This window comes from Alteromonas sp. ABH2_165 (genome assembly GCF_056159945.1).
Window position 1 is genome coordinate 56,581 of record NZ_JBSWWF010000007.1, and the last position, 13,071, is coordinate 69,651.

Annotated in this window: 12 protein-coding genes; 6 read left to right on the plus strand and 6 right to left on the minus strand. The window is 48.2% G+C overall.

All coding sequences use genetic code 11. The annotated features are described in order from the left end of the window. The first annotated feature begins 20 nt into the window (after positions 1-20). Together ppnP and ACXAFQ_RS14355 are read left to right on the plus strand one after the other, a co-directional pair. Positions 21-305, plus strand: coding sequence for a pyrimidine/purine nucleoside phosphorylase (gene ppnP, locus ACXAFQ_RS14350; RefSeq protein WP_474823779.1), 285 nt, complete (start codon positions 21-23; stop codon positions 303-305). 101 nt (positions 306-406) lie between these two features. Further along, positions 407-1,633 (plus strand): threonine/serine exporter family protein, encoded by a 1,227-nt coding sequence (locus ACXAFQ_RS14355; RefSeq protein WP_474823781.1) that lies wholly within the window; start codon positions 407-409, stop codon positions 1,631-1,633. Positions 1,634-1,760: 127 nt separating this feature from the next. On the opposite strand, the gene ACXAFQ_RS14360 is transcribed toward ACXAFQ_RS14355, so the two are convergent. Together ACXAFQ_RS14360 and ACXAFQ_RS14365 are read right to left on the minus strand one after the other, a co-directional pair. Next, positions 1,761-2,663 carry a DUF697 domain-containing protein gene (locus tag ACXAFQ_RS14360; protein ID WP_474823783.1) on the minus strand — a complete coding sequence of 301 codons (903 nt, stop codon included), beginning with the start codon at positions 2,661-2,663 and terminating at the stop codon, positions 1,761-1,763. Positions 2,664-2,669: 6 nt separating this feature from the next. Next, positions 2,670-4,052: a YcjX family protein gene (locus tag ACXAFQ_RS14365; protein WP_474823786.1), complete on the minus strand. Its 1,383-nt coding sequence runs from the start codon at positions 4,050-4,052 to the stop codon at positions 2,670-2,672. A gap of 284 nt (positions 4,053-4,336) precedes the next feature. On the opposite strand from ACXAFQ_RS14365, the gene ACXAFQ_RS14370 reads away from it, so the two are divergent. From ACXAFQ_RS14370 to ACXAFQ_RS14380, 3 genes are all read left to right on the plus strand, one after another. Continuing rightward, the gene (locus tag ACXAFQ_RS14370; protein ID WP_474823788.1) at positions 4,337-5,920 is read left to right on the plus strand and encodes a hypothetical protein; all 1,584 of its coding nucleotides are present in this window, start codon (positions 4,337-4,339) and stop codon (positions 5,918-5,920) included. A gap of 52 nt (positions 5,921-5,972) precedes the next feature. Further along, the gene (locus tag ACXAFQ_RS14375; protein WP_474823790.1) at positions 5,973-6,110 is read left to right on the plus strand and encodes a hypothetical protein; all 138 of its coding nucleotides are present in this window, start codon (positions 5,973-5,975) and stop codon (positions 6,108-6,110) included. A 334-nt stretch (positions 6,111-6,444) separates the two neighbouring features. Further along, entirely contained in the window at positions 6,445-7,440 is a 996-nt protein-coding gene (locus ACXAFQ_RS14380) for a substrate-binding domain-containing protein (RefSeq protein ID WP_474823792.1), read from the plus strand. 46 nt (positions 7,441-7,486) lie between these two features. Here ACXAFQ_RS14380 and ACXAFQ_RS14385 read toward each other — a convergent pair whose 3' ends face one another. Further along, positions 7,487-8,044: a gluconokinase gene (locus tag ACXAFQ_RS14385; protein ID WP_474823794.1), complete on the minus strand. Its 558-nt coding sequence runs from the start codon at positions 8,042-8,044 to the stop codon at positions 7,487-7,489. A gap of 139 nt (positions 8,045-8,183) precedes the next feature. On the opposite strand from ACXAFQ_RS14385, the gene ACXAFQ_RS14390 reads away from it, so the two are divergent. After that, positions 8,184-9,554 (plus strand): GntP family permease, encoded by a 1,371-nt coding sequence (locus ACXAFQ_RS14390; protein ID WP_474823796.1) that lies wholly within the window; start codon positions 8,184-8,186, stop codon positions 9,552-9,554. Here ACXAFQ_RS14390 and ACXAFQ_RS14395 read toward each other — a convergent pair whose 3' ends face one another. The 3 genes from ACXAFQ_RS14395 to ACXAFQ_RS14405 all read right to left on the minus strand — a co-directional run bounded on the left by ACXAFQ_RS14395 (position 9,555) and on the right by ACXAFQ_RS14405 (position 13,050). Beyond that, positions 9,555-10,646: a Gfo/Idh/MocA family protein gene (locus ACXAFQ_RS14395; RefSeq protein ID WP_474823798.1), complete on the minus strand. Its 1,092-nt coding sequence runs from the start codon at positions 10,644-10,646 to the stop codon at positions 9,555-9,557. Between the two features lie 119 nt (positions 10,647-10,765). Next, on the minus strand, positions 10,766-11,443 hold the full coding sequence (locus tag ACXAFQ_RS14400) for a response regulator (protein ID WP_474823800.1): 678 nt from the start codon (positions 11,441-11,443) through the stop codon (positions 10,766-10,768). 2 nt (positions 11,444-11,445) lie between these two features. After that, entirely contained in the window at positions 11,446-13,050 is a 1,605-nt protein-coding gene (locus ACXAFQ_RS14405) for a sensor histidine kinase (RefSeq protein ID WP_474823802.1), read from the minus strand. Positions 13,051-13,071 lie beyond the last annotated feature (21 nt).

The following is a 13,071-nucleotide window of genomic DNA, read 5'->3' on the forward strand; positions in this document are numbered from 1 at the left end:
TAGAACTACAAGGAACTCACATGTCATTAAGTGTAAACAGCTACTTCGACGATAACGTTAAATCCATCGCTTTCGAATCAGCAAACGGCCCGTGTACCTCTGGCGTAATGCTGCCAGGTGAGTACGTATTTAGTACGTCAAAAGACGAGCTGATGAAAGTGGTTGAAGGTGAGCTGGTAGTTAAACTTCCTGGTTCAGACGAATTTCAGTCTTTCAAAACCGGCACCGAATTCAATGTTGCAGCGAACGAATCTTTTGATGTGAAGGTGAGTGTGACAACAGCTTATCTTTGTTTTTATAGCTGATTTTTTATCAGGGCGTATCAATCTCGTTGATACGCAGTTATGATTTCTATGCTGTAGCCTACAATTTAGTAGGCTTTATTTTTAACGCATGGAATATTCTTTTGCACACTGCCGAGTTCATCCAGAAACGTCGATTTATCGTCCGTCTTGGAAAAATGTTGCACAAGTACGGAACCCCTTCATTTCGTCTTGAAGCTTATCTTCTGGAGGTCGCTTCCTATCTCGGTGTACGCGCATCCATTATTGCCACCCCTACGTCACTCACCTTTGTAATCTGGTCTGATGGCCACGAGGATGAATATACTCACGCGGCACGCCTACAGCCTGGCGAGCTTGATCTGAATTCACTCTCTCATGTAGATGGGCTTGCCAGTGAACTGTTGGCAGGTGATGTTTCTTTAACAGAAGCTGATCGGCTATTGTCTGAAATAGATGCCATGCCCTCGCCCTACGGGAAGTGGATAACAGGCTGTTCCTTTACACTGTCTACCGGCGCTTTTGCCATGCTAATGGGTGCAAGCTGGCCGGAAATTGGCTGGTCCGGTCTTTTAGGGTTACTGTCTTATGTTTGGTATTTGTGGGCACTGCGTTCAAAACGGGTGAACATGATGCTGGAGCCCATGACCAGCTTTATGGCGGGTATTGCGGCCAGCGCGATTGGGCGCTATATCGACCCTGGCATTAATATTCCACTCATCGTGCTCTCATCGGTAATCGTACTGGTGCCTGGTCTTGCACTTACGATGGGCTTATCTGAACTCGCTTCCAGAAACATGGTATCGGGTACTGCCAGGGTGATGGATGCACTAATGCAATTGTTTAAGCTGTATTTCGGCGCCTTCCTTGGGGTTACTGTTGGATTTTCTCTGTTTGGTGAAAACATCTATGTGCCAGCAGAGTCATTACCAGAATGGGGAACCTGGCTTGCGGTATTCCTGCTAAGCCTTTCGCTCGTTGCTATTTTCCGTACACGACCAAAACATATTCCGTGGGGAGTCGCCGCCGCTTTCATCGCTTACGGTGCGTCAGTATGGAGTGCCGATTTTATGGGTGCAGGCATGAATACCTTCGTGGGTGCATTCGCGCTGGGTGTATTCGCTAACCTTTTTACCCGCATCGCGCGTCAGCCTCACACGATCGTTGGTATGCACGGCTTAATCGTGCTGGTACCGGGCTCTAAAACCTATATCGGATTGAATTCCTTTATTTCGGGGCAGGATTTTGTGGCAGCAGAGCATGTGGGTCAGGAAGTGTTTTTGATTTTTATGTCGCTGATTGCAGGTTTGATATTTGCGAATGTTGTCGCGCCAACCAAAAAAGCATTGTAACCGAAGTGAACGAAGTAATTTTCAAATAAAAAACCCGTGTACAAACTCAAATCGAGCTGACACGGGTAAAGGTCTGAAAGATGAGCCAATCAGACCTGAGGGACTGTTGCTAGCGCACGCGAAAATGCTAACGCAGTAACTTAATCAATGTGCGTCCTAAACGTACATTCAACGCACCGGCTGCCACCGCTTCAGCAGAATTCTCCGCGACCCTTGCCGCCAGCGAACCGCCAATTTGGTTAGCCAGTTCGTCGGTGGCAATATCAAACAGACTTTGTGCTGCCAGATTTTGTGCAAGTACTTTGAATAAGCGCCAACTGCCTGCCGTGCCGGGACGTAACCCGAACACTCGGGCAATGCGGCGGATGGTACGAAAGCTTATCCACGAAATGGCCAGCGTCTGAATAAGGTGGTTTGGGCTGATAAATGCCAGACTGCCACTGGTAACGGACTCTTTTCGTAAGATCTCTTCTGCCTTTTTTGTTACCGGCACCGCCACCATGCTTTCATACAACCCCACCACATCGGCGGCATTCATCTCAGCGTGCAGTGCTTGCTGGAACTGTTTGTAGCTTCGGGCGGCGAAGCTGTCTTTACCGAATCTGCTCGCATGAGAATGGATAGTCTTTAACACCGCAGGTTTGTCATCGACCTGTTTTAGCGTGGGTAAATCCAGTGGCACGTCAATGTAGGCTTCCACGGCTCTAAAACCGCGCCACTCTCCAGCGATAAGCGCAAGCAGAGCCAGCACAAACGCACCGAGTAGCGATCCTAAAGCGACGGAGCTAATAGGATGATCGGCAAAATTTGTCGCGATAGATTGAATGGCATCGAACACCATAAAACCCACGAACGTGAGGCCACCTAAAATGGCAGTGATCACTTTTAACGAAAGGCCACGCTGTCCGTCGACATCCCACTCTGTGGTGTCCAGCTTTGCTGGCATATTCTGACTGGGAGCAGACTGCTCCAGCGGCGTTTCTATAATTCGCGAACGGTATTGCGGCGCTTCATAATCGGTATCACTCATGGTGCTTTACCCATTTCTATGTAAAAGAAATTGCAGTAACTTATCCAGTCCACGGCCATTTAGCATGCGTGGCAAATAGTCAGCTGGAACGGGTGGCTTAAGTGCAGGATAATGTTCATCTGCCGACATGCCTTTAATGGCATCAGGTACCGGCTCGAACTGCACTTCCACATACTGCTTATGTTCGTTGGTATAACGCAGCGACGCAGGCTTACTGCCTTCGTCGGTAACCTGCATGGCTGACACTAAAAAATGTTCAAAATCCACACCATCCCGAGCGAGTTTTGCCGTGGCGCCGCCAGAGACATCTTTCAACAAACTCAGTAAATGCTGCTTTTCAGATTCCGGTACTAAATCGGTTTTTGTTGCCACAAAAGCCACCCGACCAATTTCATTCTTACGCAGCACGTGTTTGCTGAACCAGTCAGGTTCGCCATATACAAACACATCTGCCAAATGACTCAACGTTTCTTTCAGTTGCGCCAAATGTTGCTTGCTATGATTTAAACCCTCGAACAAATCGATAAGAATGATTTGCCGGTCGGCCTCGCGAAAGGTGCTTTTGCGCAGTGGCTGTAACCATTCTTTCTGGAACAGAGTGAAGTTTCGGGTAAAAGCTTTCGTCCAGGGGTGGGTAATATCGCTGGTAATTTTGGCCGGTAAGGGTGTAAAGCCACTTTCCCCCCAATTAAATCCACTGCCGTCGAGCAAAAAGCTACCGGGCTGCAACATCGCAATACCCGCTTTCTTCGCGTTGAGAAGATATTCTCTGTAACCCTCAGTAAGGGTCTGCATGGCTTCGGGCGTTGGCTCGGCATCAAAATCCACACTTTCCAGCAATGCATGCCACGCTTTGGCGTAGAATCGCTGTGGATCGGTCATCTGCTGTGCCAGCGCCGAATCGGACCACTGGGCATACTCGCGCCCTAGCATGGGCAAATCTGTGATCCACTCGCCGGGATAATCAATAAACTCGAACACCACGTGAGTGTGTGGGAACAAATAGCGCTTCAGTTGATGAGTTTGCTTTAAACGCACCACCATTTTGAACCCGTACACATTTTCTGTGGGACTTGGCCAATTACCTGCTTCAAGGGAGGCGGTGTGCTCGTCGATGGGAAACAAAGGGAAATTGTCGATAGGTTCCAGCCACATGCTGTCGACCAATTCCATGGGCAGGTACTTGAGTAGCGGCAGACACTGGTACTGCTGTTCACTGCGATACTTAAGAATAGTCATCAGGCTGGTAAACAGCATAGATTTACCACTGCGGCTTAGGCCGGTGATAGTGAAGCGATGATGCTCGCGGGTAAACCAGTCCCCCGCCGAGTTCATGCTCTCAAGCAACGGCTCTAAGGGTGACAACACATTCTTAAGAAAGCTCTTCATTCATACCTGTATCGGTTGTGTACTCACGGTGTCTTACCATGATATGGGGATAGCAGGTGAATTTAAAAGCGATTGTCACATTTGGATACAAATCCGAACTGCACTTTCAGTCAGTTTTAGTTAACCACGGTTCAGCTCACTATTATTAACCTCTAATCAAACTCTAGTGAGCTGGCTAGCGTCACCATTACTGCGTACAAGAGCATTGACGGTAATTGTGTTACTCAATTGTATAACTGTTTGATATTTAGCATACTCATGGTTTTTAAGGATGGAATTTTGCAATGGAAAGCAATACAAGTATCAGAAACGCATTGAGGCATAAATGGCAGCGGGCCCGTTCACCGATTTTCATTGGCCTAATGATTTCAGTGCTTGGTATTCTTCTAGTGTCAGCATTTTATTTCAGCCTCTTCCAATTGGCGCTGAGATACCAGAATGGCTTTACCGGTGCTGAAGACTTCTTTATTTTCATATTTGCTCAAGTATGTCTGTTATTTGCTGCCAGGCTTACTATGTCCGCTATTAAGCACAACTCGAGACTCACCAGTGCTCTTGCAGACGCACTAACCCTGCAATTATCCGTAGGCCTGTTAACTATGATTGGCCTTATCACATCTATTCAAGCTACTTCTTTTCATGAAGAACTTACTGCCTTAAATGAATTACGCCACATTGCGGCTAACAGCAGAACAGATAGCTCACCAACCCTTACCGCTAATAATGAAAATGATTCTGGTAACATTGAACAGGAAGCACGGCCCCCTGTAGCAATCTCATTTGAAACATTAGTTGGAACCGCTATAACATTCAGCTTGTTTACCGCTCTGGTTTCACATGCATTTGCCTACAGGCTGAGGGAGCGTGGTAGCGCGGCAACCATAGAGAAAAAACAAGACAGATTATTAGACGCGTTGCAATCGTTTGTACATCCCAAATTCGCTGATGATCTGGATAAATGTTATGAGCACATTCTTCCCCTGGCAACAAAACTCGAAAAGCAAGCTGGTGCCAAAGTCACTGAATTCAAGAAACTCGCTTCTTTAGAGGAACTCGATCAAAACGCTTTAGATGAAATCGAAAAAGAATTTGGCGACATACGCAAGGAACTTGAAGACGCACTGAGAACACTTGCGATTGGAGTAGGTGGCCTGGCAAGAAATTTTAATATAGCCGACCATAATGTTTCGTATCGCGCCAATATTCTTTATATGGTTTCGCCAAATGAAAAAGACATGCTGATTGCAGCTTTAAAGAACGATATTGAGAAAACACCCAGATTTTCCGGGCCAGTTCCGAAGCCCTCGACATACCTTGTCAACAGTAAACAACTGAATGTAACTGTTCCTGCGAACACTGATTTTAAAGTAAATTCCGTTGATAGTTTAGATACAGATACAAAAAATTTCTTGCTGCCGGCGTTTTACATGAATGACGATAATTCAAAAATAGATTGCAATATGATTGGCGCTCCAATGGCAGCAGGTACGCAGATACAGCAGTTTATACCTGACACGCATCAGGCTATAAAAAGCGCAACTTACCTACCCGGCACTTTGCAAAAGGAAGGGCTCAAGTACTTTACCAATGTTTCAAAAACCCGGTCTATTGTGTCTTTGCCAATAATGTCGAATCACTACACAGATAATCATCCTACAGAGACATTGCGGGGTGTACTTAATATTTACTGTGACAAACCCGGTATGTTCAGAAGTAACGATGAACATTTTAAGTTATTCGTGCAACTTGTGCGCCCGTTAACAAGACAAGGAGCTACCTTACTAAGAGCTTATAATTCGATGGTTCATTTACGAGGCGATGCGCTGAAACCACTTAGCAAGAGTATGCGCAAAATTCAATCACCGTAGCGCTTTCCAGAAATTTGTTGTACTATTTTCAAACTTTCTCAGGAGATTAATCATGGAATCATTACTAGACGCGCTCGACATGCACGAAGATGTAGAACGTCGTGCACTGCTTGATGATTTTCGGCAAGACATTGCTGAAGCAGCCAAAAAAATCGATTTTTCAGAGCTGAATAAACAGTACTCAGAGTAGTCTAAGCCCGGTATGTCTGCATTTTAGAGACGAAATATTGTTTAGGGAGAATATGCCTGGTGTGATTGGTTTGACTGGTTTGATGCTCAAACCTTTGAGAATTTTATGGATGACAAGGGGCAACCTACAACACAGAAACGTGAGAATTTTTAGTATTTGAATACATTCGAGAGTTCGAATAGCTTCGCCAGTACTTTTATTCATATATAACTTTGTCAAAGCACGATTCAATTTCTTTTCCAAATAGAAATATATTTCCTCCCCAAGTATCATTTCATCCATTCAATGTTACATGTAACATTACCCTCATAATATAAGCCTGATTGAGAATTTTATGCCTGCCAGACGCCCCACATTGCAGGATATTGCCGACATTGTTGGCGTTACCAAAATGACGGTAAGCCGTTATCTGCGCGCGCCTGATTCGGTGGCGACGGCAACGGGCGAGAAAATCGCGGCAGTGCTTGAAACATCAGGCTACATTCGTAACCGTGTTCCGGCCATTCTGTCGAAATCCTCCAGTAAAACTTTAGGGATTATTATTCCCTCGCTGTCGAACCAGGTATTTGCCGATTTAGTGCAAGGAGTAGAAACCACAACTGCCCAGCACGGTTACGATACGCTGATTGCTCACACTGGCTACAGCGCTGAAGTAGAGCAAGATAAGATAGACATGATGCTGTCGTATCAGGTAGACGGGCTTATTCTTACCGAAAGCGGTCACACTGCCCGTACGCTACAAATGCTGAAGCAGGCTGCGATTCCTGTGGTAGAAACCATGGAAGTACCATCATCTCCGGTGGATATGGCGGTAGGCCTCGACCACGAGCAGGCCGGTTATGATGTGGTGAACAGAATACTAGCCAGTGGTAAACAACACCCGGTTTACCTGGCTGCACGGATGGATACACGCACCATGCTGCGTCAGCGCGGTTATGAAAAGGCCATGATGGAAGCGGGCAAAACGCCAGTGACGGTATCTACCTCTGAACATTCGAGCTTTACCTTGGGCTCAGAATTACTCGCCCGTGCGCTGGCTAACTATCCGAAAACGGATGCCGTATTCTGCACCAACGACGACGTAGCTATAGGCGTAATGCTGTATTGCCAGCAAAACAAACTCCGTATTCCAGACGATTTGGCGGTAGTCGGCTACAACGCACTGAATATTGGTGCCGCAATGACACCGCCACTTACCAGTGTGATCACGCCCCGAGACAAGATGGGCGAGCAGGCAGCATCACTCATCATGACGGTGTTACAAGGGGAAACGCCAAAGGAAACGGTGATTACGCTACCTCACAGCCTTACGCCTGGAAGAACACTTTAGTAAAAGTAAGTACTCACTTCGACACTTTCACAAATTCCAATGCCACTTAGGAGTTAGCTACGCTTACGCCTCGTTCACGGAGCAAACCGATCACCCGCTCTACAATCGCATCGGGCGCGGTATCGATGGTTACAGTGAGAACGTCGTGCTCGTTGATACCAGGCCGTTCAAGCGCAGCAAATTGGCTATCAAGCATGTCTGGTTTCATGAAATGCCCCGCTCTGGTAGCCATGCGGTCGAGGATCACGTGTTTAGGACCGTCTAAAAATACAAACAGTAAGTTTTGGTTATCTTCACGAATTTTGTCTCGATAGCGCTTTTTCAGCGCCGAACATACAATGACACCTTTGCGGCTACGTTGCTCTAAGTTGTACACCGCATCGTTGATACGCGTTAACCAAGGAGCACGGTCGTCATCGTTGAGAGGCTCGCCTTTCGCCATTTTCTGCACATTGGCTCTAGGGTGCAAATCGTCACCATCAATGAAAGTCGCAGATAACGCTGATGCCAACATTTCGCCCACTGTACTTTTACCTGAGCCGCTCACGCCCATCACTACAATGGAAAACCCGGATGATTTCAGTGTTTTGCTCGATTCGCTCATGCCGACTTTTGCTCCGCAATTGACATTTCGGTGTTAAAAATTTGTTTACCTTTGGCGGTGAACAGGTAACATGTTACCGGTAACTTAAAGAGTTGTGAATAACGAATTACATAAAAGAGAGTTCACGATGGATGCAACTATGATTTCAAACCCGACTCACCTACTGCTCACTGGTTTAGGTGCGGTGATATTGCTCGTCATTTTAATTATCCGCCTGCGTGTACATGCGTTCGTAGCACTTATCCTGGTAAGTGTACTTACTGCAGCTATAGCGGGTATTGCGAGTGAGGACATTGTGCCGGTAATGATTGGTGGCTTTGGCGGCACACTGGCGTCGGTGGCATTGCTGGTTGGCTTGGGCTGCATGATAGGTAAGTTACTGGAAGTCACAGGTGGCGCCCAAGTGTTAGCCGACGGCCTGATAAACCGCTTTGGGGAGAAACGCGCGCCCTTTGCCATTGGTGTTGCGTCTTTACTGTTTGGCTTTCCGATTTTCTTTGATGCCGGACTCATTGTGATGTTTCCCATTCTGCTGAGTGTTGCTGCACGGTTCGGCGGCTCTACCATTAAATATGCCTTTCCGGCAGCCGGTGCGTTTGCCGTGATGCACGCCTTTGTACCACCTCACCCCGGCCCGGTAGCCGCAGCTGATTTACTGGGCGCGAACATTGGTTTACTGCTGTTTATTGGCTTGGTGATAGCTATTCCTACCTGGTATCTCGGCGCTTATCTATTTGCGTTGTATGCGGGTGAAAAAACCGTGCTGCCGCTGCCAGAGATGTTTAAGAATATTAATTCTCCGGCAGGTGACTCGTTTCAGAGTACTCCACCCTCTTTCGCCACAGTACTGCTGGTGCTGCTGACCCCGGTTCTGCTGATATTCATGGATACCGGTTTAAACACTCTGCAGGTATCCGGTGTGATTAATGGTGACCAGACCTGGGTTCACATTCTGCGCACGCTGGGTAAGACACCGATTGCGCTGCTTATCACCCTTTTGTTGTGTTTGGCGCTATTCACAAAAAGTCTGGGCAAGGAAAACGTGGAAAAGCTGTGCGGTGATTCGCTGGCACCCATTTGCAGCGTGATTCTGGTTACCGGCGCAGGCGGCATGTTTGGTGGTGTACTGCGCAGCAGCGGCATTGGTGAAGCGCTGGCGGGCCTGCTTCAGGATACCGGCCTACCGGTAATCGTCGCGGCGTTTGTGATTTCCACCTGTTTACGAGTAGCTCAAGGTTCTGCCACGGTGGCTCTCACCACCACTGCCGCGCTAATGGCCCCGATAGTAGCAGCAACGCCAGGCCTTTCAGACGCCGATTACTGCTTTATTGTCATCGCCATCGCTGGTGGTGCAACGGTACTCTCACACTTTAACGACTCTGGCTTCTGGCTGGTTTCCCGTTTGCTGGATATGGACGAGAAAACCACCCTCAAAACCTGGACAGTGATGGAAACTTTGCTCGGCACCATCGCATTTATCTTCGCCGGGTTGCTGAGTATGGTGTTCTAACTAGCCTAAAGAGACTGCTTTCCCGGTGCGAGCGGCCTCAAAAATCGCATTCACAATGCGGATATCTTTCAAGCCTTCTTCTCCGGGTACCGCGACTGACCGGTTCTGGAGAATGGCCAATGCATCATTATCCATCTGCAGTGTTTGCTGCTTGCCATCGATAGGCGGGAAGGCTTTGCCATCACTGGTGGTTCCGGTTACACCGCTATAGCTCTGCATGGGTTTAAGCTGATACCAGCCATTCTCGCAGTTCGCTTTGAAGTGATTAAAACCTTTCACCACGCTGGTACCGCAATCGGCTTTCAGGCCATTACCAAAATCCATGGTGAACATGGTGGTTTCGTCCACTTCGGTAAATCGCTCGGGATACATTTTCTCTGGATGGTAGGCCGTAACAGAAAGTGGTTCTCTGCCAGTTAGAAACCGGGCGCCGTTAATGGCATACACGCCCATGTCGTAAAGCGCCCCGCCGCCCATGGCTTTTTTCATGCGCCAGTTGTCTGCCTCGCGCCCCTGCCCGGCGTAACCGGAAAAGCTTTCTATGCTCTGTATATTGCCGTAAGGCTTCAACGTTAAATAATCCTGGAAGCGGCCGGTATTAGGTTCGTGCTGCATGCGGTAACCAATCGCCAGTTTCACGTTATTCTTGTTGCAGGCATCAATAATTGCCTGGCATTCAGCTTCATCCATTGCCATGGGCTTTTCGCACCACACGTGTTTACCGGTATTCGCCGCTTTCACAGCAAAATCTTTGTGCGTACTGGGGGGCGTGACCACGTAAATCACATTAATGTCATCGTTGTTGGCGATAGCATCCATGGTGTCGTAGGTATATACGTTGCTGTCTTTGATGCCGTACTTTTGCTGCCACTGCGGGATTTTGCTTTCGGTACCGGTGATGATACCGCGCAGTTCGCAGTGTTCGGTCATCTGCAGGGAAGGGGCAAGCTGAGTACCGCTGTAATTGCCTAGCCCAAGTAACGCAACGCCAATTTTCTTGCCGGGCGAGCGGGCAAACACAGTGGGTGAGCTGGCGATAAGTAAACCGGAACCGGTCAACTGGATAAAGCGACGACGGGTTAACGCAGACATAGCAAACTCCCTTTATTGTTCACAAAGTGTACATTACATGAAGGTTGTACGTTTTGTTAACAATTGGAGTTCATGGCGCAGCAGAGATAATTTCAGGATACGCCAGTGATGAGCGAACGCTACGGCTTCAGTCTGTAACAGCGCTCTGGTCGGCCGACTGAACCATAAATTTGCTCAGCGATAAGATCTTCCGTTTCCAACAAGTACTCTAAATAACGGCGGGCGGTGGAACGGCTTACACCAATTTTATCGCCCACCTGCTGAGCACTGAGAGCGGCTTTAGGATCTGACTTAAATACGTCCTGAATTTTTTGCAGCGTTAGGCCGTCTACGCCTTTGGGTAAACGCTGTACGCTATGGCTGTGCTGTCGACTGAAGAACTGATCAACCACCGATTGGGTGAGTTCTGGCGCGTGGGAAAGCTGCTGCTGACGGTTCTCGAAGTTTTTCAGCGCCTGTTCGAGGCGAGGTAGCAAAATAGGCTTTACCAGAAAATCGGTGACGCCAAGCTTCATGGCCTGTTCCAGTACTTGTACTTCTTTGGCTGCAGTAAGCAGAAAGACTTCGCATTTTTGCATTTGATCGCGGAAATCACGGAGAATATCCAAGCCGTTACCGTCGGGCAGATACACATCCATGAGCAACAAATCTGGTTGCATGGCGCTAAGCAACGCTTTGGCTGTGCGTGTATCGTTGGCCATTCCCATAATTGTATAGCGGCCACTGGCAATTAACTGCTGTGCCAGAAACTGGGCAACTTCGGGCTGATCTTCAACGATAACGCAGGAATACGGCATAACTAACTCTGACCTTCGGGTTTGGGTATGTACACCGAAAAGCGTGCACCTCCCAGTTCGGATTCACCTATTTCAATGGTACCGTTACAGGCTTCAAGATAGGTTTTTACCAGATACATGCCCACGCCATGCCGGGCATCACTTTTACTGCTGTAAGACGGCGCAAAAATACGCTCTGCATTGGCGGGATCAATACCGTCGCCGCTGTCTTCCACATCAAATACAATGTTGCTCCCCATTTCCTCTAAAGTAACCGTTACTTGCTTTTCGGGTTTGTCAGAGCGCTGAGCAGCTTCGATGGCATTATCGATCAAGTTACCGAAAATAGAAACCAGACACTCCAGCAGCTGTTCGTTCTCGTAATTGTCGAGGTGAACGTCTTCATTGATTTCAAACGGTACGTTACATTCCCTTGCCTTGTGGTACTTGCCAAACAATAACGCGGCAATCAGCGGCGTATGCACCTGTTGCAGTAATTGCTGAACCTGAGCCTGCACGCCTTGGCTTTCCGCATTAATCAACTCCATAGCTTTGTCGGTATTCCCCATCTGCAGTAATGCCGCCAGGGTATTCAGCTTGTTTGAATAATCATGGGTTTGTACCCGCAGCAGTTCAGCGAAAGCTTCGACTCGGGCCAATTGCCGTGAGAGGTGCTCTACTTCATCGGCCGGACGCAGTGTGATGAGTATGCCGGTGGTCTGATTGTCTACTCTCATGGGCAGTCGCGATAACACCAGCGATTGCTGATTGGCGAACAGTTCAAACCCCGTAATATTCGGCTCGGGATCTCGAAGTAAAAACTCGGCATGCTGAGAAAAGATATCTTGCAGCATCTCGGGTTCGGCGCTGTCGGCCGGATAAAGCAGGTCTTTCGCCCGTTGATTAATACGCTGGATTTTACCGTCGGTACTCACCGCAATAATCCCGGTTCGCACAGTGTTGAAAATAGCATTCTGCTCGGCATACAAGCGGCCAATCTCTTCCGGCTGCAGGCCAAAGAGTTTACTGCGCACCTGACGGCCTATCCACATGGCAGCCACGATAGAAAGAATGAGTATAGCAACGGCAATCACAATGATGAGTAGAGTGCGCTTGCCTACAGCCATATCGACAGAGGCATCGAGATAACCCACCGACACCAGCCCGATGATCTCACCACTGGCATTGCGTACGGGAGCTTTACCGCGAATAGACGGCCCTAACGAACCCGTAGCCTGTGAAATATAGTAATTGCCCTGCAATGCTTCGTCGCTGTCGCCACCTATCATTGGGTCACCAATTTTTTGCTCGATAGGATGAAACAAACGAATTTGATCTTCGTTTCCTACCACCACAAAGCTGGCACCGTAACCGTGCTGTAGCAATGCGAGTTCTTTGCGTAGCGCGGGAGGAAAATACTCTTTTTCTACTGCGGCGGTAAGGTCGGGTCGACTAGCCAGAGAGCGGGCAATAGCCAATGCTTGCTGACCCGTTTTTTCACGAATAACCGAAGCCACCTGATATTTACTGACCAGTGTAAGCACCAGTAACGCTGACATACTCAGTAAAGCGATACAGGCCACCAGCCAGGTTTCCAGTTTCCCCTTAAGAGAGAGTTTCAGTTTCAACAGGTGGCCTCGGTTGTGATT

Bases quoted from the DNA above. Each gene is read 5' to 3' on its own strand.
- ACXAFQ_RS14365 (WP_474823786.1), bottom strand. From the start codon at position 4,052: ATGAAGAGCTTTCTTAAGAATGTGTTGTCACCCTTAGAGCCGTTGCTT.
- ACXAFQ_RS14380 (WP_474823792.1), top strand. From the start codon at position 6,445: ATGCCTGCCAGACGCCCCACATTGCAGGATATTGCCGACATTGTTGGC.
- ACXAFQ_RS14385 (WP_474823794.1), bottom strand. From the start codon at position 8,044: ATGAGCGAATCGAGCAAAACACTGAAATCATCCGGGTTTTCCATTGTA.
- ACXAFQ_RS14370 (WP_474823788.1), top strand. From the start codon at position 4,337: ATGGAAAGCAATACAAGTATCAGAAACGCATTGAGGCATAAATGGCAG.
- ACXAFQ_RS14395 (WP_474823798.1), bottom strand. From the start codon at position 10,646: ATGTCTGCGTTAACCCGTCGTCGCTTTATCCAGTTGACCGGTTCCGGT.
- ACXAFQ_RS14390 (WP_474823796.1), top strand. From the start codon at position 8,184: ATGATTTCAAACCCGACTCACCTACTGCTCACTGGTTTAGGTGCGGTG.
- ACXAFQ_RS14360 (WP_474823783.1), bottom strand. From the start codon at position 2,663: ATGAGTGATACCGATTATGAAGCGCCGCAATACCGTTCGCGAATTATA.
- ACXAFQ_RS14400 (WP_474823800.1), bottom strand. From the start codon at position 11,443: ATGCCGTATTCCTGCGTTATCGTTGAAGATCAGCCCGAAGTTGCCCAG.
- ACXAFQ_RS14375 (WP_474823790.1), top strand. From the start codon at position 5,973: ATGGAATCATTACTAGACGCGCTCGACATGCACGAAGATGTAGAACGT.
- ppnP (WP_474823779.1), top strand. From the start codon at position 21: ATGTCATTAAGTGTAAACAGCTACTTCGACGATAACGTTAAATCCATC.